This window comes from Parapedobacter lycopersici, from assembly GCF_024643285.1.
In the GTDB taxonomy this organism is placed as follows: domain Bacteria; phylum Bacteroidota; class Bacteroidia; order Sphingobacteriales; family Sphingobacteriaceae; genus Parapedobacter; species Parapedobacter lycopersici.
In genome coordinates, this window is the sequence record NZ_JAMSLW010000001.1 from 684,858 (window position 1) to 702,900 (window position 18,043).

Below are 18,043 nucleotides of genomic sequence, written 5' to 3' on the forward strand. Positions count from 1 at the left end.
ATAAAAATAGAAATTGATTCCAAATCGGCAAACGGTTACTTCAATATTTCCCGGGCAATAACCAGTTTCTGTATTTCGGAGGTTCCCTCCCCGATGGTACAAAGTTTGGCATCCCGGTAGTATTTCTCTACCGGAAAATCCTTGGTGTATCCGTAGCCGCCAAAAACCTGTACCGCTTCCGTGGCACATTTCACCGCAACTTCCGATGCATAATACTTAGCCATCGCCGCTTGTTTGATTACAGAAACACCCCGGTTCTTCCGATCCGCTGCCTGTCTGGTCAGCAATTCAGCCGCCTCAATTTCCGTAGCCATATCCGCCAGCTTGAAGGATATTCCCTGGAAATTGGCGATCGGCTGCCCGAATTGATGACGTTCTTTCGCGTAGCGCACCGCTGCTTCATGTGCACCCTTTGCGATTCCCAGCGCCAGCGCCGCAATCGATATCCGTCCACCTTCCAGCACCTGCATGGCCTGTTTAAAGCCTTCCCCTTCCCTACCCAGCAAATTCGCTTTTGGCACCCGGCAATTGTCAAATATCAGTTCCGTGGTTTCGGACGCCCGCATACCCAGTTTATTTTCCTTTTTCCCGGACACAAATCCAGGCGTACCCTTGTTGACAACCAGCGCAGATACGCCTTGCGACCTGCCCTTTTCCCCTGTGCGGACCATCACCACGACAATGTCACCGCTTTGGCCGTGGGTAATCCAGTTTTTGGTACCATTGACCACATAGCAGTCGCCATCCGACACGGCCGTTGTGGCCATTCCCAGCGCGTCCGATCCTGTTCCTGCTTCGGTAAGCGCCCAGGCGCCAATCCATTCCGCACCGGTTAACCGCGGAAGCCAGCTGCGCTTCTGCTCCTCGTTTCCAAATGCGAGAATGTGACCGGTACACAGGGAGTTGTGCGCGGCAAGCGAGAGGCCTACCCCACCGCATACCCGGGCAATTTCAACAATGACATCCACATACTCCTGGTACCCCAGTCCGGCGCCGCCATAGGTTTCCGGAACGAGCAACCCCATAATGCCAAGCTGGCCCATGGCCTTAAAGGTCTCAACCGGGAAATGCTGCGCTTCGTCCCATTCCATTACATGCGGACGAATGTTTTTTTCCGCAAATTCGCGAACCATATCGCGGACCAGCTGCCGGTTTTCATCTTCCTGTTTTTCTGAATGTAACTGCATAATAAATCACTGGTTTTCACAATGATAATTATTATATCGCAGATTACAAACCAAAGAAAATAAGGTATAATGGAGTATAAAATGGTATCGGGTTCAAATTCACAGCCCGATCAATAATCGACCAATGAAATGACATTCGGGCTGTAAGGCAACAGCTGTTTTCTGCCATTCAGAAAAGTAAGGGTAACGATAAACGCGTATCCTTCGATGATGCCGCCAAGCTGCTGCACCAGCCGGCTGGCCGCGGAAACAGTGCCACCGGTTGCCAGCAGGTCATCGTGAATAAGCACATGCGCGCCCGTAGGGAACGCATCACGATGGATTTCAATGGCTGCATGCCCATACTCCAGTTCGTATTCCTCCTTCACCGTCAGGTACGGCAGTTTGCCCTGCTTGCGAATAGGCACGAATGGCACACCCAGCCGATTTGCCAGCATCAGGCCAAAAAGAAAACCCCTGCTTTCGATGCCCGCCACAACATCAATGGTAAGCGTGTCCAGGCGTGCTATAAATTCATCCAATATCGCATTACAGAGTTCCGGATGCTGTAGCAGCGGCGTAATATCCTTAAAAACGACTCCCTTTCTGGGGAAATCGGGGATGTCGCGGATGGTAGCTTTAAGTTGCTGATCAATCATGGGTGATTTTCAAGTACGGTGCAATTCTACGGAAAATTTCAGCATCCATCACCGCAATTCCAAACAAATCCGACAACTGCCGGTAAGGGCCGTGCTGTTTACGGTACCGGACAATAAGCCGCGCAAGCCCGGATCCGATGAAGGGATGCCTCCGCAGCTGATCGTAATCGGCCGAGTTCAGGGGTATCCGCTGTACCGCAGTGGTGTCCACCGATATAAACTCCCTTAAGCCATCGTATCTGGCCGAATCCATCCCATATACCTGGAGCAGTTGCGCAGCATCGTGGAAGCCGCCTAAAAGGTCGCGGAAACGGACGATCCGTGACGCGTATACCGGTCCGATTCCCGGCAATGCCTGCAACGCCAGGGAATCCGTGGCGTTCAACTCAATTCGCAGCGGCACGTCGGATTGCCGGGCCGCTCCGTCGGCCTTTGCGGGTACATTGGACACTTGACGCCGGAGTGGCTGCGTACGCTCCGTATGAGCACGGGTTGTTTTCCGTATCCGGATATAAGGAGCCAACCGGGCATAATCCGCGTCGGTGATGGCGTAAATTTTTCCCAGGTCCGCATTTTCCCGGAAACGGCCACCCTTGGCTTCGTAGTTCTTGATCATCCGGATCTGCCGGTCGGTCAGCCCAAGGCGCTGCCAGTCCGCCACAGGCAAGCCATTCGGATCAAACATGAAAAGCTCCGCTGTAGCCGGTCGCGCGGCCTGCTGCTTGGATGAGGCGGCAAGAAACTGCTCGATTTCAAGAATGTCCACAGCCCGGTTTCCCCGCGCTCCCGGAAACCAATGACGGTATGTCCACGGACCAACCCAAAGCAACAGCAGGACGATCGTTAATACGATCATCCCCTGCAACTCCCGATGGCTGAACCTGAAATATTTTTCAAGCCATTTGAGCATACTCGTGGTTTAGGTGCCCGGCACCGGACCGACAGTTATGCTACGGAACTGTCGTCGGCCAGTAATTCTTTGTGATTGCTTGCCTTAGTACGTGTTTTTGTTTTATGCTTATTGATCTGTCGCCGTAACGACTCCACTGCAAGGTCCGTTGCCTCTTCGAAGGTCTTTGCCTGTCCCTTGGAAAAAAGCTGGTTACCGGGGATGTTAATCTTAAATTCCGTTATCTTATTTGCCTCGTCTTCCACATTCTCCAGTTTCAGGTAACATTCACCGTCGATAATCTGATCAAAAAACTGATCTAATTTGTCCACTCTTCGCTGGATGAAGCTGATTAATTTACGGTCAGCATTAAACCTGATGGATTGCACAGTGATATTCATGTTTCCTCCTTTTTGTTAAGCCTTTGGATGGGCTTGTTTATAAATAGATTTTAAACGTTCGACTGAGTTATGCGTATATACCTGTGTGGCGGCAAGCCCCGCATGCCCCAACAGTTCCTTGATTGCATTCAAATCCGCACCGTTATTAAGCAGGGCGGTCGCAAACGTATGCCGCAACACGTGGGGGCTCTTTTTTGTCTGTGAGGATACGGCGCCCAGGTAATGCGTTACGATGCTGTAGATCAACCGCGGATAGGCATGCTTACCTTCTTTGGTAACGATTAACTGGGCACTATTGTTATCAAATTGTTGTCTTTTTTTCTCGGCTAGGTAATGCTGCAGCAATTGACTTAGCGTACGGTTCAGCGGCACCAGCCGTTCCTTGTTCCGTTTACCGAAAATCAGCATATTACCGTTGTAAAAATCAATATGGGTATCCTGGGCCTGCAGCAGCTCGGAAAGCCGTATCCCTGTTCCGAAAAGAAGTTCCAGCACGACTTTATCCCGAAGGCCCTCAAAGGTGTCGGGAAACACTTCTTCGCGGTCCAGCAAGGCCGATAATTTCCCCTCATCAACCGTTACCGGAAGCTTCTTGGTTGTTTTTAGTGCCTTAACCGATGCAAAGGGATTTTGAAGAACCAGCTGCTCCCGCAGCAGGAATTTATAATAAGTACGGAGGGCGGACAGGCTGCGGTTGATGCTGGCAGGGAGCTGTCCCTGTTCAAGCAGTACGGCAATATAGGATCTGGCCTGCCGGTAGGTAACGGTTTCCACGTCAATAGCCTGGGCAGTCAGGTAGGTCAGGTACCTCGTCAATTCGTGTTGATAGGCAACGAGTGTATGCCCAGCATAACGCTTTTCGTATTTCAGGAAGTTGATAAACCGATCCGTAACCATCAAAAAAAATCCGTATATTCTTGACGTTGAATATACGGAAATTTATTTAACAGGGCAAAATATATTGCCGCTTAAATTCGGAGAAAACTTAGATGGTTTCCTGGTTCAGGCCTTGCTTGTAGATTGCCTTTTTCACCTGGATACGACGGGTAACCGACTTTTTCTCATAGGCCTGGCGAGAACGCAATTCCCTCAACACACCCGTCTTCTCGAATTTCTTCTTGAAGCGCTTCAATGCCCGGTCCAACGACTCACCTTCTTTTACATTTACAATAATCATGTTTTCAGATACCTCCTTTCGTACATTTTTTATGGATTGCAAAGGTAAGATAATGATCCCGATTTATCAAACTATTTTTTCCAAACGCCGATCCGGCCCAGCAGTTCCGGCAGGGTATCCCCCTCTCCGAGCAACTCGGCCCGGATACCAAGCTGTTGTGCTGCCGCCACGTGCTGTGGACTGTCGTCAATAAAAAGGGTTTCCCCCGGCTGCAGGTCATGGCGGTCCAATACAAACTGAAAAATCGCAGGGTCGGGCTTGCGCATGCCCATCAGGTGGGAGTAATAATCCTGCTCAAAAAAGACCGAATTATCTACCAGGCCGTGTTCCCGTTGGAGGTAGTCGATAATCCATTGGTAGTGAATCTCGTTGTTATTACTCAACAGAAAAGTGCGGTAATGCTGCTTCAAGTCCCGTAAGAGATCGTGGTATCCCTCGGGAACACCAACAAGTAATGTGCTCCATGCCTTCGTAATCTCACTATCAGTCAGCTCCGGTTTACCGGCCGCCTCGCGAATGACGTTCAGGAATTCCGGGGCTGGCAGCTGTCCTTTGTCTAATGCGTCGACCCACGGGTTTTGCGTGGCATGGGAAAAAAACGCATTGGCATCCCGGATACCCAGGTCAACAAATGCCTGCCGCAGTGCAGGAAAGTCAAGCATGAAGATCACGTTACCGTAATCAAAGATGATGTTTTTGATTTTTTGCATTGCAAAATTTTAAATATCCACTGCAAATATGTAAAATTGCAACCGCAAATCCGCGTTTGTAGCGGGTTTCACCGCGCCTATAGCTCAGTTGGTTAGAGTAGAAGACTCATAATCTTTTGGTCCCTGGTTCGAGCCCAGGTGGGCGCACTTCAATAAAAAGCCGTCCCGAAATGATTCGGGACGGCTTTTTCCGTTTCTCAGGGCACCTAATAATAAATAAAACGAATGTTTCCAAGCATACAAATATGACATTGTACTGTCCTTTAGACAGGTTTAATAAACCGGATCTGCCCCCTTGCTTCATGGCCAAGGAATAAGCCGAATTAAAATAGGTAGCCAAAGTTGTCCAATTTCTGAAATTCAAAGCATCATTAGTGAAATAACCAACTATTCAATAACAATTAAAATAAAATAATTATGGCTAATTTTAAAAATGAAGCGGTGATAAAACACGCTGAATCGGAAAAGAAAGAAAGATGGACAACAATTGCGAAGTGGACTTATTGGATATTGACGCTGTCATTTACCACGACGATGTTCATTGCAGGTATTATGCTTCTGGCGGGGGTCGATTCCAATGTCGATGGGATAACGCACTTAGGCTATCCTGCTTACATTTGTAAAATCTTGGGTGTTGCGAAGGTACTTGGAAGCGTCGCGATCGTATATGGACGGTTTCCGATCCTCAAAGAATGGGCCTATGCGGGATATTCCTTCAATCTGATAGGTGCGGCTGCCTCATATGCTTTTTATGGAGATAGCTTTGGAAAAATGCTCGTCCCAATCATCATTCTTATCGCAGTTTTGGCCTCCTACCGACAATGGAAGAAGGGTTGGATGTAAGTTCTTCAAAATTATTTATGCTACGCTGTCCAATTTCTTTAATCTCGATCATTATCAAAGTATAACAAACATTTAATTTGAATTAAAATCAATAACAAAATGAAAGAATTCATGCTTTTGTTCCGTCAGCCGGACTATGACTACAGCAACACCTCGCCAAAAGAAATGCAAGCGCTTGCAAAAAAATGGCAGGATTGGGTGGAAGTCATCACTTCACAAAAAAAATTGGCCAGCCATGGCCCTCGGTTGGCTATGGAAGGCAAGGTCCTTAAGCCCGGTGGTGTTATTACGGATGGGCCATTCGTTGAAATTAAAGAAAAACTGGGCAGCTTTATTATTATAAAGGCGAAAAACCTGGAAGATGCGACAACCCTGGCCCATGGCTGTCCGGCATTGGACATGGGAGGCAGCGTTGAAATCAGACCTATTTTTTAATAAATTAATATCCAGAACATCAAATCCACCTTTATACAAGGGTGGATTTTGTTCTTCAACTATGGAAAAGGAAAAAGCATTTTTAAAACATTTGTTCCAGCAGGAATTCTCAAAAATGGTAGCTGTTATCAGCAAAATTTTTGGATTACAACATATTGAAATAGCAGAAGACATCGTGAGCGAAACATTTTTGCTGGCCTCGGAAACATGGGGACTTAAGGGTATTCCCAAAAATCCGACAGCATGGCTGTATGCTGTTGCCAAGCAAAAAATGCTTTATCATTTTAGAAGAGATAAGATCTTTGGTGAAAAAATACTGCCTGAACTAAATCACAACCAAGAAAACACGTATACCATCGCAGAATTAGATTTCTCAGCAGCAAATATTAAGGACAGTCAATTACAGATGCTTTTTGCCATTTGTACACCTTCAATTGCCAGTGAGGCGCAAATAGGGCTGGCCTTGCGCATTCTTTGCGGTTTCGGTATCGATGAAATAGCAGAGGCCTTTTTATCCAACAAAGAAACCATTAATAAAAGGTTATTCAGGGCAAAAGAAAAATTACGGACAGAAAACGTGCAACTGAAATTACCGTCTGAAAGCGAAATAGCTTATCGGCTCACCAATGTTTTGCATATCATCTACCTGCTGTTCAACGAAGGCTATTATTCAAAAACCCAGAATACCATTCTAAGAAAAGACCTGTGTTTGGAAGCCATGCGTTTAGGCTTGATGCTGACCGAATACAAGGGGACAGACCAACCGAAAACCAATGCCTTAATGGCACTCATGTGTTTTCATACTTCCCGGTTCAACGCCAGGCAAACCAATGATGAGGACCTACCGGGATTGGTCTTGTACGATCAACAGGACGAAACCTTGTGGGATCAGGGGCTTATCAATAAAGGCATGCACTTTTTAAACATTTCAGCACAGGGCGACGAGCTAAGTTCTTACCATTTGGAAGCCAGGATAGCTTACTGGCACTGCATAAAAGAAGATACCGAAGAAAAATGGAGAGAAATCCTTGTTTTGTATGATCAGCTTTTGCAGGTCAATTATTCCCCGAGTGTTGCCCTTAACCGCGCCTTTGCACTATACAAAGCACAGGATTGGCAAACGGCACTGGTAGAGACTGAAAAACTCAAACTAGAAAACAATCATTTTTACTTTGTACTGCTTGGCGAACTTTACAAGAATATGGATAAGCACAAAGCCAGGCATTGTTTCAAAAAGGCTTACGCCTTAGCCAAAACGCTGGCCGAGAAACAACATATTCAGGCCAAGATTGATAGGATTGGTTAGAAAGGTCAATTGGATTTACATTTCGGCAATGAGTGACTTTGCATGCCATTTTTTATAATTTGGGCACTTAACAGCAGGCCGTTTTGGCTCGATCATGTCCAGGATCATTTTGGGCGGAACATTACCCATATTGTTGAACTGCAGTATTAATAGCATTTATACTACGGTCAATCTCCTCGAAATTCAGAGATGCAAACCCTAACCTAAGACCGTTTAAATCGCTAAATAAAATGTTACTGCTGCAAGCAATACCTTGTTTTTTTAATGATGAAACGATTCGCCCGACATCATAATTGCTGTTAAAATTCATCCATACGGCCATCCCGCCGGACGGCACCTGGTAGGACACATAATGTCTTAAATACGTGTCCAGCTGCATACACATGTAGTCACGCCGCTCTTTGTACGTTTTGGCTGACTTCCTCAGGTGACGCTGCATCTCCCCATTTTCAAACAATGCCGCAACAGCATGCTCCATTAAAACATCCCCCCGGATATCAATGGTCTTCCTGATCGCAGCAATGGCATTGATCAGGTCATCCGGCCCTACAATAAACCCAAGCCTTAACGAGGATGAAAAACATTTGGACAGACTGCCGATATAGATGACCCTGCCACCGTGATTGTAACTTGCCATGGGTAAGTAAGGTGCGGACGAATAATGGAAGTCATAATCATAGTCATCTTCTATGATGACAAAATTATACGTATGGGCTAACGATAGCAACCTAATCCTTCTTTCCGGAGAAAGTGTCACCGTTGTAGGGTAGTGATGATGGGGAATTACATATACCCCCCGAACGTGCACTTGTTCACACACCTCAGCAATTTTCTCTACATCAATACCATAATCATCAACCGGAATCTCAATAACGCGCGCGCCGTTTGCTTCAAGTGATAATGTAGCGATACGATATCCCGGACTGCCGACAAGGTATACGTCACCCGCATTAATGAGCGCTTTACCAAGCAGGTAAATCCCCATCTGCGCACCATTGGTGATAAAAATATTGGAGACGGAGTGATTGATACCACGCGTGCCGGCAAGGTGCGATACCAGCGTATCTTTTAACCGGGAAGATTTATATGCAGAACCATAATTAGCTCCCCTTAGCTGGTAGTCCCGATCAGTCAGCGATTTAAATTCCCTTAGCAGCGCTTTATACGGGGCCATTCTCGAATCCGGCAAACCATCATCTATAAAAATGTCACCGAAGCTTTCTACGTTGTCAGCAAACTGAGGGATCCTGTTCTTTAAGGAAACTGGTGATTTGCCCGGATATCTTGGTCCCGACACGGTTTTGTTAGGAATATCAGCGATCAAAATGTCGGAATTTACATAATAGCCGCTTTTGTTTTTTGAAATGATCCATCCCTGGATAATCAATTCCTCATACGCCGAAACGATCGTTTTTCGATGCAACTGAAGTAAATCCGCAAGCATACGCGAGCTTGGGAGTTTAGTGCCTGCCGGAATAGTACCGCTATTTATCAGGTTAACCAAACACATCGCGATCTGTTCATAGACAGCTCTTTTACTACTGGGATCAATGCTTATTAATGTTTGATAGGGAAGCATCTGGACTACCATGCGTTTTATATCTGGCACACAAAGCTAGTCCAAATTGTCGATATATTTGAAAAAATAAAATAGATATGGCAAAGCGGAAATTTTTAAGAGACGTAGACCCGAAGGCATTTGAAGTGATGTTAGGATTTGAGAACTACCTGGCGAAAAGCTCACTGGACCGGATACACGCAAACCTGATTAAAGTCCGTGTGTCACAAATCAATGGCTGCGCCTACTGCATTGACAAACACATCGAGGAGGCGCTTAAAGCCGGAGAAGACGCCCGCCGGATATTTGTATTGGCCGCATGGCATGAAACCCCTTTCTTCTCAACGGAAGAACGGGCAATATTGGCCTTAGCAGAAGAAATGACACTGATTGTGCAACACGGTGTTTCTGATGCGGTTTATGACACGGCTATAGCTGTGCTGGGACAGCAATATACAACCGAGGTCATGATGGCAATCATTGCGATGAATGCCTGGAACCGCGTTGGCATTACCACCGGGCGCAAACCCCAATAAGATCACTATGGCAGACGAAATCGCATATAAAACCGGCATGATACCTGACATAGAACTTGTTATCGCATTATATATTGCTGCAGGCCTAAAAAGGCCTGTTGAAGATAAGGAAAGAATGAAAAAAATGTTCCTGAACTCCAACCTGGTGGTGACGGCCTGGCATCAGGATGTCCTTATCGGCATTTCACGAACGATGACCGATTACGGTTATTGGTCCTATCTGGCTGATTTAGCCGTCCATCCCGATTATCAAAAGAGGGGTATCGGCCGTAAGCTCATTGCTGAAACAAAGATCAGGGCAGGAAACGATTGTACGTTGTTACTGCTTGCTGCACCGTCTGCCCTTTCGTATTATCGGCAAGTCGGTTTCAGGAATTTAACTAATGCCTTTGCTGCCGACAGGGAAACATAGCAGCCCGGCAAGGTTTGTCACCTAAACTTCAGGTTTTAAAAAATCCCTTGCGCCGAAGGGCAACTCGTGTTACTTTTGCTAACGCTGTTAGGGAAGGTAACCAAGATGAGTATTGTAGAAAGAAGATTACGGGAGAAAGAAGCCATGCGGACCAACATCCTCACCACGGCTTGGCAGATCGTAAAGGACGAGGGCTGGCAATCGTTGTCTATCCGCAAAATCGCCGATGCGATCCAATACAGTGTACCCGTAATCTACGATTACTTTGAAAACAAGGACGCCATCCTGCTTGAGTTTGGCAAACAGGGATTTGAACAGCTCATTGCGAAACTGGCAGCAGCAAAGGACAGTACGCCGGATCCGGCGGAGCAGCTCAAGGCAATAGCCGATGCGTATTGGATATTTGCTTTCAAGAATAAGGAATTCTACCAGCTGATGTGGGGAATGGGTGCGCCCACCTGTGAAATGGATAAATGCATGCCTGAGCGCTCAATTTTCAGGGACCTGGTAATGGCACCCATGATTGAAGTCATCAACAAGGCAAACGGTGAGGATGCTGAAACCAATGCGTGTCTTAAATACCATACTTTCTGGTCCATCCTGCACGGATTGGTTTCCATTAAGATGGTGGCACCGGCGGACGACACCGAGCAACTGAATAAACTGGTGCTCGACGACGCCATCACCGGCTTTATCAAAAACCTGAAGATCTAGGTTTTTTTTTACCCCCTGAACCTAACAGTGTTAGGAAATTTAATATCGATAGGAAATAGCAGAATAATAACCGTTTACATCATCAATAATAAATAAATAGACCATGAACAGTAACTTTCCAACTCATGTGAAATATACCCCAACCCGATTTTTATTGCCGCTCGTCGGACTTACCCTGCTCGTTATCGCCCAGGCATGCAGCACATCCACCGGAAGTGAACAAACGGCCGAGTCGCCGCAACGCCTGCCGGTATTGACCCTGCACCCGCAGCAGGCCACCACTTACAACGAGTACCCTGCGGCCCTCGAAGGCAGCAAGGATATCGAAATACGTCCCCAGGTGGAGGGTCAGCTTGAACATATTTATGTCGACGAAGGTGCATTTGTACAACAGGGGCAGCCGCTCTTCCGCATCAATGCCCGGGTATATACCGAGCAGCTCAATAACGCCAAGGCAACCTTGGCCGCAGCAGAGGCCAACCTCACCAATGCGCGGATCGATGTCGGCAAGCTCACCCCATTGGTCAAAAACCAGGTTCTTTCGGACGTGCAGCTGGATGCTGCCCTGGCAGCCGAACGGGTTGCCGAAGCTAATGTACTGCAAGCGAAAGCCCTGGTCGAAAGCGCACAGATCAACCTCGGTTACACGGTAATATCAGCTCCGGTATCCGGCTACATCGGCCGTATCCCCTTTAAAATGGGCAGCCTCGTTGGTACATCAACACCTCAGCCGTTGACCGTACTCTCAGAAATCCGGAACGTGTTTGCTTATTTCTCCCTGAGTGAGAATGATTTCATCGGGTTCAAGAACCGGGTAGCGGGCAACACGATCGCCGATAAGATCAGCAATATGCCACCTGTAGAACTGGTGCTGTCCGACGGAAGTACCTACGCCCAGAAAGGAAAGGTGGAGGTCGTTTCGGGACAGTTTGATGACCGTACAGGCACCATTACCTTCCGGGCGGTATTTCCAAACGAAGAAGGTTTGTTACGTTCCGGCAATACCGGGAAAATCCGGATACCTGATGTATCACCGTCGGTCATCCTCGTGCCGCAGGAAGCGACCTTCGAATTGCAGGACAAGGTGTTTGTCTTTGTTCTGGCCGACAGCAACCGGGTGGAGAGCAAGCCGATACCCGTCGCGGGCCGGAGTGGTACGTACTACCTGGTCGAAGACGGCGTGAAGGCAGGCGACCGCATCGTGTATGCCGGATTGGACCGCCTGCAGGATGGTTCGCGCATCATACCGGAGCCCGTAGCTCCGGATAGCCTGATTGCCCGGGCGACGCTATAAAACAGGGCACTCTTATTTTTCTTAGTTAAAAACAACACGATTCGATGTTACAAAAATTTATCGAACGGCCGGTGCTATCGACCGTCATATCCATCTTATTGGTTATACTTGGCGCAATTTCAGCGTTCACACTGCCCATTTCCCAGTTTCCGGACATTGCCCCGCCCACCGTGGTGGTAACGGCTTCATATCCCGGTGCCAACGCCGAAACGGTGGCCCGCTCGGTGGCGACGCCCATTGAGGAAGCGGTAAACGGGGTGGAGAACATGACTTACATGACCTCCAATTCGAGCAACGACGGCAGCATGACGCTGACTGTATTTTTCAAACAGGGAACCGACCCGGATATCGCGGCGGTAAACGTGCAGAACCGCGTGTCCAAAGCAAGCAATAAAATCCCACAGGAGGTAATCCAGGCGGGCATATCCACGCAAAAGCAGCAAAACAGCTTCCTGATGTTCGTGGCGCTCACCAGCAAGGACAGCCTGTATGATGAAGCATTTATCCAGAATTACCTCAAGATAAACGTTATCCCGCAGATGCAGCGGATACCGGGCGTAGCAGAGGTGCAACCGTTCGGCGGGCGTGAGTACGCCATGCGCATCTGGTTGAAACCGGACCGCCTTATGGCGTACAACCTGTCGCCCCAGGATGTTATGCGAGCCATTGGCGACCAGAACGTGGAAGCGGCCCCCGGCAGACTGGGACAAAGCAGTCCCGAAATGTTCGAATACGTACTGAAGTACAAAGGCAAACTCAGTCAGCACGAAGACTACGAAAACATGATCATCACGGCAACCAACGACGGACAGCTTATTCGCCTGAAAGACGTGGCCCGGGTGTCGTTCGGTTCGTTTTCCTATGCGACCAACAGCCGCCTGAACGGGGGTGCTACCTCGGGTATTGCGCTGCTGCAGACCGCGGGTTCCAATGCCAACGAAATCCTGATCGAGGCAAAACGGCAGATTGATGTGCTTTCAGAAACACTGCCCAAAGGCATTGAGCCGGTCATCATGTTCAACGCGAAGGATTTTCTCGACGAATCGATCAGTCAGGTAAATCATACACTCATCGAAGCGTTCTTCCTGGTGTTCCTTGTCGTGTTCATTTTCCTGCAGGATTTCCGCTCTACGCTTATTCCGGCCATCGCCGTACCCGTAGCCATCATCGGTACCTTTTTCTTTATGCAGCTTTTCGGGTTCAGCATCAACCTGCTTACACTGTTTGCGCTGGTGCTGGCCATCGGCATCGTGGTCGACGACGCGATCGTCGTCGTGGAGGCCGTCCATTCGAAAATGGAACGGACGGGGCTGTCGCCCCGGGATGCCACCCAGGAGTCGATGAAAGAAATATCCGGTGCCATCGTTTCCATCACGCTGGTGATGGTGGCCGTATTCGTGCCGGTTACTTTCATGCAGGGGCCTGCCGGCGTGTTCTATACCCAGTTTGCCTTTACGCTGGCCGTGGCCATTCTTATTTCGGCACTGAACGCACTGACACTCAGCCCGGCGCTTTGCGCCCTGTTCCTGAAGCACACGCACGCCGACGGCCATGAAACCGGCAACAGCGGCGGGTTCCTGAAACGGTTCTTTACCGCGTTCAATGTGGCATTTACTGCCATCACCGAAAAATACGTGAAATCCCTACAGCTGCTGATGCGCCGTAAATGGGTCGTGATATCGGGTCTGGCATTGGTTTCTGCGGTCACGGTGGTTATGATCCAGCGCACCCCCACGGGGTTCATTCCCACGGAAGACCAGGGTTTTGTGCTGTATGCCGTAAATACGCCGCCGGGCAGTTCGCTGGCACGGACAGAACGGGCAATGAAAAAAATTGAGGACATTGTGGCCAATGAGCCGTTTACCCTGAACCATTACCAGGTGGATGGACTTAACTTCATCTCAAATGCCAATGCAGCTCCCTATGGGGCCGGGTTTATCCGTACAAAACCGAAAGACCAGCGCGGACCCATTAAGGATTATGAAGCCATCGCAGCAAGCCTCACCCAAAAAGTAGCGGAAGAAGTAAAGGGCGCGCAGGCCGTATTCTTTACCTTCCCCACCGTGTCCGGTTTCGGCAACGTCGATGGCTTCGAGTTCATGCTGCAGGACCGCGGCAATGGGTCGCTCGAAAAACTCGATGCCACCGCCAAGGCATTTATCGCTGCATTGTCCGAACGGAAGGAAATCGCATTTGCCTTTACCACGTTTGCGGCCAACAACCCGCAATATGAACTGGTAATCGACGATGAAAAGGCCAAGCAGCTGGGCGTCAATATAAGCGACCTGCTGCAAACGGTGCAGATCTATTTCGGAAGCACTTTCGTGTCGGACTTCAACCGTTTCGGAAAATTCTACCGGGTCATTGCGCAGGCCGATATTCCCTACCGCGCCAGCGCCGCATCCCTCAACGAGATTTATGTAAAAAATGCCGAGGGTGGCATGGTAGCTGCCAATACAATGGTGACCTTGAACCGCGTATACGGTCCTGAAACGGTAACCCGGAATAACCTGTACAACGCGGTGACCATCAATGGAAAACCCAATGTGGGATATAGTACCGGGGATGCAATCGCGGCCATTGAGGAGACTGCCAGTGAGGTGCTGCCGCGCACATTCGCCTACGAGTGGACCGGCATGACCCGCGAGGAAAAAAGCGCGGGGTCACAGCTTACCGTCATCTTCATCATGAGCCTGGTGTTTGTCTTCTTTCTGCTGGCGGCACAGTATGAAAGCTACATTCTTCCGCTGGCGGTGGTCACCACCATCCCCCTGGGGATATTCGGTGTTATGCTGTTCATCAACCTGATGGGTATCGAAAATAACATCTACGTGCAGGTGGCCATGATCATGTTGGTCGGTCTGCTGGCAAAGAATGCCATCCTGATTGTGGAGTATGCGCTGCAGCGGCGAAAGGCAGGCATCGGACTGCTTGAATCGGCGTTGGAAGCCTCACGGTTGCGGCTTCGTCCCATCCTGATGACCTCCTTCGCCTTTATCGTGGGTATGATTCCCCTGCTGCGTGCAACAGGTGGATCGGCTTTGGGCAACCATTCCATCGGTGCCGGCGCCGTGGGCGGAATGCTCACCGGGGTTGTGCTGGGTATATTCGTCATCCCGGTGCTCTTCGTGATTTTCCAGTACCTGCAAGAGCGCGTAAGTGCCAAACGGAGCGGTAAGCTGGCCATGCACCCCGTCGCCCTGCTGCTGGCGTTTTCGGCCCTTGCCTATTCCTGCAGTACCGGCAGGGAAGCGGTTCACACCGACGGCACGGTGCCGGACACCTTCCGGACAACAGCACTCTCCCCTGCCGGCGGACCGGTGGAAGATTCCACCAGCATTGCCCAGCTGGAATGGAAGCAGTTCTTTACCGATACTGCCCTGCAGCATATTATCGATAGCGTACTGGCGCGCAACTTCGACATGCAGGTGGCCCTAAATACCATTACACTGAATGAGGCATACCTGAAACAGGCCCGCGTAGCCTGGCTACCCACCGTGCAGGCCAATGTGTCCGCCAATACGTCGCGGCCGTCGCAAAACAGTTTGAATGGCCTTAACCTGGCCGATTTTATCGGCACCAACCATATTGAGGATTACACCGCATCCCTGGGTGTGAGCTGGGAAGTGGATGTATGGGGTAAGATACGGCAGCAGAAACAGGCTTCCCTGGCAGCTTACCTGCAAAGCACGGAAGCGGTTAAGTCGCTCCAGACCCGCCTGATCACGGCTTCCGCGTCAGCGTACTACACCCTGCTGATGCTGCACGAACAACTTGATATCACCCGGCGCAACATCGCGCTGAACGACAGCACACTGCGTGCCATCCGTCTCCAATACACGGCCGGGCAGGCATCCATCTTAGCCGTGCAGCAGGCCGAGGTACAGCTGGAAAAGACAAAAGCCTGGATACCCAGGCTTGAACAGGCACTTGCCATGCAGGAAAACGCCCTGAGCATCCTGATGGCCAATGAACCGCAGGAGATCGGGGTCAGCACACAGTTGCACCGATTTTCCGTACCCGAACAGTTTGCCGTTGGCATACCGGCGGCCATGGTGAGCCGCCGACCGGATGTGAAAGAAAGTGAATATGCGCTCGACATTGCCAATGCGCAGGTCGGTATTGCACAGGCCAACCGCTACCCGGCTTTGCGCATTACCGCTGCGGGCGGACTGAATGCATTCCAGGCCAGCAACTGGTTTGTTACGCCTGCGTCGCTGTTCGGCAACTTGGCAGGCAACGTCATGCAGCCCATATTCAACAGCCGCAAACTGAAGACACAGTTTGAAGCCGCCAAGATCCAGCGGGAGAATGCCGTGATCCGCTTCAGGCAAACCGTATTAAACGCCGTCGGCGAAGTATCCGACGCGCTCGTACAGCTCGATAAACTGAAAGCCCAGATCGAAATCACGCAGTCGCAGCAGAACAGGCTCGAAAAGGCCATTCCCAATGCGCAGCTGCTTTTTGCCAGCGGCATGGCATCTTACCTGGAGGTAATTACGGCCCAGCAAAATGCACTGCAGAGCGAATTGGAACTGGCCGAACTGAAGCGGCAGCAGATCGAAGCATACGTACTGCTATACCGGAGTCTGGGCGGCGGTGTTAATTAATTCAGGCGCGGGGCAGCCATCCGTTGGTTTATCCCCCGGTTACCTGCCGGATCACGCGGAGCCAGTTCAGGCCCAGGATCTTTTTGATCCGCTGATCGCTGTAACCCAGCCGCTGCATCGCGAGGGTGATCTGCGGAAAATCACTGATGTCCTTGATTTCGCGCGGCAGTTCCGGGCCACCGTCTAAATCGGTCCCGATGGCCATGTGGTCCTCGCCTACCAGATTTACACCATAGTCGATTACCTTCGCCAGCTGGTCGACATGCATCCAATATTCGTCAGGGATGGTTCCCCTGAAATTCAGCGGAACCTCTTTGGCGACTTCCCGGTCCACCTCTTCAATGGTCTGCACGGCAGCTTGCTGCACGGTAGTCGGCTTCGTTTCCCGGGGTGTCCCCTGCCCCACTACCCAGTCACGGTAGGCCGGATTGTTAAAGAGACTTCCGAAGTGGATACCGATTACACCGCCTTTTGCCGCAACGGCCTTTGCCGCTTCGTCGGTAATGCAGCGGGGATGGTCGACAATACTGTAAAACCCGCCATGGCTATAGATTACGGGGTGCTTGCTTGCCTCGGCAGTTTGCAGGATCGCGTCATTGGATGCATGGGCAACGTTGATGACCATACCAAGGCTGTTCATTTCCGCGATAATCTTCTTTCCCAGATCGTTGATGCCACCCCAGCGGCTGACGTCATTGCAGGAGTCGATAAACGCGTTGGTTGTATTGTGTGCGGTCAGCTGCATGGAACGGAGGCCCAGGCGGTAAAGTGCCCGGAGCAGGTTAATATCCCCATCCAGGTCGTAACCGCCTTCCAGGTCCAGGAAAGCCGCCATCTTGCCTTTCTTATTGATACGCTCGATATCAGCGGCGGTCAGTGCCAGCTCAATCACCGAACTGTTCTTTTCGATCTGGTCCAGCGCCAGATTCACTACACGGAAGGTATTTTTCGTTTCAAACCTTCCGGGATAATAATGTTCCGGCGTATAAACGGAGAAAAACATCGCATCCACACCGCCTTCCCGGGCTCTCGGGAGATCCACGGTACCGTCCGGATAACGCTGGCCGATATCGGTTCCCATCAACAGCTCGCGGGTCATCACATGGGTGTGCCCGTCCATCACAAATGCCTTGCGGTGAAGTTCAGGCATCGGCTTCTGCTGAAGATTAAAAGGGATCTTGTTTCCGGTCGCAGGGGCGGATAACAGGGATTCTATCGGAAAAACGCTTCCGGCCAGCGGAAGCATGGTTAAGCTCTTTAATACGTCTCGTCGTTTCATTGGGTTACTTCATTTAAATTCATATGATCAACGCAAAAGGACAAGGATTGGGGG

General features: G+C 49.9%; 17 protein-coding genes and 1 tRNA gene. 9 read left to right on the top strand and 9 right to left on the bottom strand.

What is annotated here, in order from left to right; translation table 11 throughout:
* Positions 1 to 35 precede the first annotated feature (35 nt).
* From NEV57_RS03085 to NEV57_RS03115, 7 genes are all read right to left on the bottom strand, one after another.
* Positions 36 to 1,187 (bottom strand): acyl-CoA dehydrogenase family protein, encoded by a 1,152-nt coding sequence (locus NEV57_RS03085; protein ID WP_257656810.1) that lies wholly within the window; start codon positions 1,185 to 1,187, stop codon positions 36 to 38.
* Between the two features lie 110 nt (positions 1,188 to 1,297).
* Positions 1,298 to 1,825 carry an adenine phosphoribosyltransferase gene (locus NEV57_RS03090; RefSeq protein WP_257656811.1) on the bottom strand — a complete coding sequence of 176 codons (528 nt, stop codon included), beginning with the start codon at positions 1,823 to 1,825 and terminating at the stop codon, positions 1,298 to 1,300.
* Entirely contained in the window at positions 1,818 to 2,735 is a 918-nt protein-coding gene (locus NEV57_RS03095; protein ID WP_257656812.1) for a helix-hairpin-helix domain-containing protein, read from the bottom strand. The genes NEV57_RS03090 and NEV57_RS03095 overlap by 8 nt, the downstream gene beginning before the upstream one ends.
* A gap of 35 nt (positions 2,736 to 2,770) precedes the next feature.
* The gene (gene hpf / locus NEV57_RS03100) at positions 2,771 to 3,115 is read right to left on the bottom strand and encodes a ribosome hibernation-promoting factor, HPF/YfiA family (RefSeq protein WP_257656813.1); all 345 of its coding nucleotides are present in this window, start codon (positions 3,113 to 3,115) and stop codon (positions 2,771 to 2,773) included.
* A gap of 15 nt (positions 3,116 to 3,130) precedes the next feature.
* Positions 3,131 to 4,012 (bottom strand): tyrosine-type recombinase/integrase, encoded by an 882-nt coding sequence (locus tag NEV57_RS03105; RefSeq protein ID WP_257657033.1) that lies wholly within the window; start codon positions 4,010 to 4,012, stop codon positions 3,131 to 3,133.
* A gap of 88 nt (positions 4,013 to 4,100) precedes the next feature.
* On the bottom strand, positions 4,101 to 4,292 hold the full coding sequence (gene rpsU, locus NEV57_RS03110) for a 30S ribosomal protein S21 (RefSeq protein WP_257656814.1): 192 nt from the start codon (positions 4,290 to 4,292) through the stop codon (positions 4,101 to 4,103).
* A 71-nt stretch (positions 4,293 to 4,363) separates the two neighbouring features.
* Entirely contained in the window at positions 4,364 to 5,002 is a 639-nt protein-coding gene (locus NEV57_RS03115) for an HAD family hydrolase (RefSeq protein WP_257656815.1), read from the bottom strand.
* Positions 5,003 to 5,075: 73 nt separating this feature from the next.
* Here NEV57_RS03115 and NEV57_RS03120 point away from each other — a divergent pair.
* The 4 genes from NEV57_RS03120 to NEV57_RS03135 all read left to right on the top strand — a co-directional run bounded on the left by NEV57_RS03120 (position 5,076) and on the right by NEV57_RS03135 (position 7,586).
* A tRNA-Ile gene (locus NEV57_RS03120) sits at positions 5,076 to 5,149 on the top strand.
* A gap of 270 nt (positions 5,150 to 5,419) precedes the next feature.
* Positions 5,420 to 5,845, top strand: coding sequence for a DoxX family protein (locus tag NEV57_RS03125; protein WP_257656816.1), 426 nt, complete (start codon positions 5,420 to 5,422; stop codon positions 5,843 to 5,845).
* 99 nt (positions 5,846 to 5,944) lie between these two features.
* On the top strand, positions 5,945 to 6,280 hold the full coding sequence (locus NEV57_RS03130; protein WP_257656817.1) for a YciI family protein: 336 nt from the start codon (positions 5,945 to 5,947) through the stop codon (positions 6,278 to 6,280).
* Between the two features lie 61 nt (positions 6,281 to 6,341).
* The gene (locus tag NEV57_RS03135; protein WP_257656818.1) at positions 6,342 to 7,586 is read left to right on the top strand and encodes an RNA polymerase sigma factor; all 1,245 of its coding nucleotides are present in this window, start codon (positions 6,342 to 6,344) and stop codon (positions 7,584 to 7,586) included.
* Positions 7,587 to 7,707: 121 nt separating this feature from the next.
* Here NEV57_RS03135 and NEV57_RS03140 read toward each other — a convergent pair whose 3' ends face one another.
* On the bottom strand, positions 7,708 to 9,165 hold the full coding sequence (locus tag NEV57_RS03140) for an aminotransferase-like domain-containing protein (protein WP_257656819.1): 1,458 nt from the start codon (positions 9,163 to 9,165) through the stop codon (positions 7,708 to 7,710).
* A 77-nt stretch (positions 9,166 to 9,242) separates the two neighbouring features.
* On the opposite strand from NEV57_RS03140, the gene NEV57_RS03145 reads away from it, so the two are divergent.
* The 5 genes from NEV57_RS03145 (at position 9,243) to NEV57_RS03165 (ending at position 16,710) form a co-directional block, all read left to right on the top strand.
* Complete coding sequence (locus tag NEV57_RS03145; RefSeq protein ID WP_257656820.1) at positions 9,243 to 9,680, top strand: carboxymuconolactone decarboxylase family protein; 438 nt, start codon at positions 9,243 to 9,245, stop codon at positions 9,678 to 9,680.
* A gap of 7 nt (positions 9,681 to 9,687) precedes the next feature.
* Entirely contained in the window at positions 9,688 to 10,092 is a 405-nt protein-coding gene (locus NEV57_RS03150; protein ID WP_257656821.1) for a GNAT family N-acetyltransferase, read from the top strand.
* A gap of 105 nt (positions 10,093 to 10,197) precedes the next feature.
* Positions 10,198 to 10,806 (top strand): TetR/AcrR family transcriptional regulator, encoded by a 609-nt coding sequence (locus NEV57_RS03155; RefSeq protein WP_257656822.1) that lies wholly within the window; start codon positions 10,198 to 10,200, stop codon positions 10,804 to 10,806.
* A 103-nt stretch (positions 10,807 to 10,909) separates the two neighbouring features.
* Positions 10,910 to 12,100, top strand: coding sequence for an efflux RND transporter periplasmic adaptor subunit (locus tag NEV57_RS03160; RefSeq protein ID WP_257656823.1), 1,191 nt, complete (start codon positions 10,910 to 10,912; stop codon positions 12,098 to 12,100).
* Positions 12,101 to 12,144: 44 nt separating this feature from the next.
* Complete coding sequence (locus NEV57_RS03165; protein WP_257656824.1) at positions 12,145 to 16,710, top strand: efflux RND transporter permease subunit; 4,566 nt, start codon at positions 12,145 to 12,147, stop codon at positions 16,708 to 16,710.
* Positions 16,711 to 16,738: 28 nt separating this feature from the next.
* Here NEV57_RS03165 and NEV57_RS03170 read toward each other — a convergent pair whose 3' ends face one another.
* Entirely contained in the window at positions 16,739 to 17,989 is a 1,251-nt protein-coding gene (locus NEV57_RS03170; RefSeq protein ID WP_257656825.1) for a dipeptidase, read from the bottom strand.
* Between the last annotated feature and the right edge of the window lie 54 nt (positions 17,990 to 18,043).

What these genes read in the sequence shown, in the direction of transcription:
- NEV57_RS03170 (WP_257656825.1), bottom strand. Translation starts at nt 17,989, where the DNA reads ATGAAACGACGAGACGTATTAAAGAGCTTAACCATGCTTCCGCTGGCC.
- NEV57_RS03140 (WP_257656819.1), bottom strand. Translation starts at nt 9,165, where the DNA reads ATGCTTCCCTATCAAACATTAATAAGCATTGATCCCAGTAGTAAAAGA.
- NEV57_RS03090 (WP_257656811.1), bottom strand. Translation starts at nt 1,825, where the DNA reads ATGATTGATCAGCAACTTAAAGCTACCATCCGCGACATCCCCGATTTC.
- hpf (WP_257656813.1), bottom strand. Translation starts at nt 3,115, where the DNA reads ATGAATATCACTGTGCAATCCATCAGGTTTAATGCTGACCGTAAATTA.
- NEV57_RS03095 (WP_257656812.1), bottom strand. Translation starts at nt 2,735, where the DNA reads ATGCTCAAATGGCTTGAAAAATATTTCAGGTTCAGCCATCGGGAGTTG.
- NEV57_RS03145 (WP_257656820.1), top strand. Translation starts at nt 9,243, where the DNA reads ATGGCAAAGCGGAAATTTTTAAGAGACGTAGACCCGAAGGCATTTGAA.
- NEV57_RS03105 (WP_257657033.1), bottom strand. Translation starts at nt 4,012, where the DNA reads ATGGTTACGGATCGGTTTATCAACTTCCTGAAATACGAAAAGCGTTAT.
- NEV57_RS03160 (WP_257656823.1), top strand. Translation starts at nt 10,910, where the DNA reads ATGAACAGTAACTTTCCAACTCATGTGAAATATACCCCAACCCGATTT.
- NEV57_RS03125 (WP_257656816.1), top strand. Translation starts at nt 5,420, where the DNA reads ATGGCTAATTTTAAAAATGAAGCGGTGATAAAACACGCTGAATCGGAA.
- NEV57_RS03150 (WP_257656821.1), top strand. Translation starts at nt 9,688, where the DNA reads ATGGCAGACGAAATCGCATATAAAACCGGCATGATACCTGACATAGAA.
- NEV57_RS03115 (WP_257656815.1), bottom strand. Translation starts at nt 5,002, where the DNA reads ATGCAAAAAATCAAAAACATCATCTTTGATTACGGTAACGTGATCTTC.
- rpsU (WP_257656814.1), bottom strand. Translation starts at nt 4,292, where the DNA reads ATGATTATTGTAAATGTAAAAGAAGGTGAGTCGTTGGACCGGGCATTG.
- NEV57_RS03155 (WP_257656822.1), top strand. Translation starts at nt 10,198, where the DNA reads ATGAGTATTGTAGAAAGAAGATTACGGGAGAAAGAAGCCATGCGGACC.
- NEV57_RS03130 (WP_257656817.1), top strand. Translation starts at nt 5,945, where the DNA reads ATGAAAGAATTCATGCTTTTGTTCCGTCAGCCGGACTATGACTACAGC.
- NEV57_RS03085 (WP_257656810.1), bottom strand. Translation starts at nt 1,187, where the DNA reads ATGCAGTTACATTCAGAAAAACAGGAAGATGAAAACCGGCAGCTGGTC.
- NEV57_RS03165 (WP_257656824.1), top strand. Translation starts at nt 12,145, where the DNA reads ATGTTACAAAAATTTATCGAACGGCCGGTGCTATCGACCGTCATATCC.
- NEV57_RS03135 (WP_257656818.1), top strand. Translation starts at nt 6,342, where the DNA reads ATGGAAAAGGAAAAAGCATTTTTAAAACATTTGTTCCAGCAGGAATTC.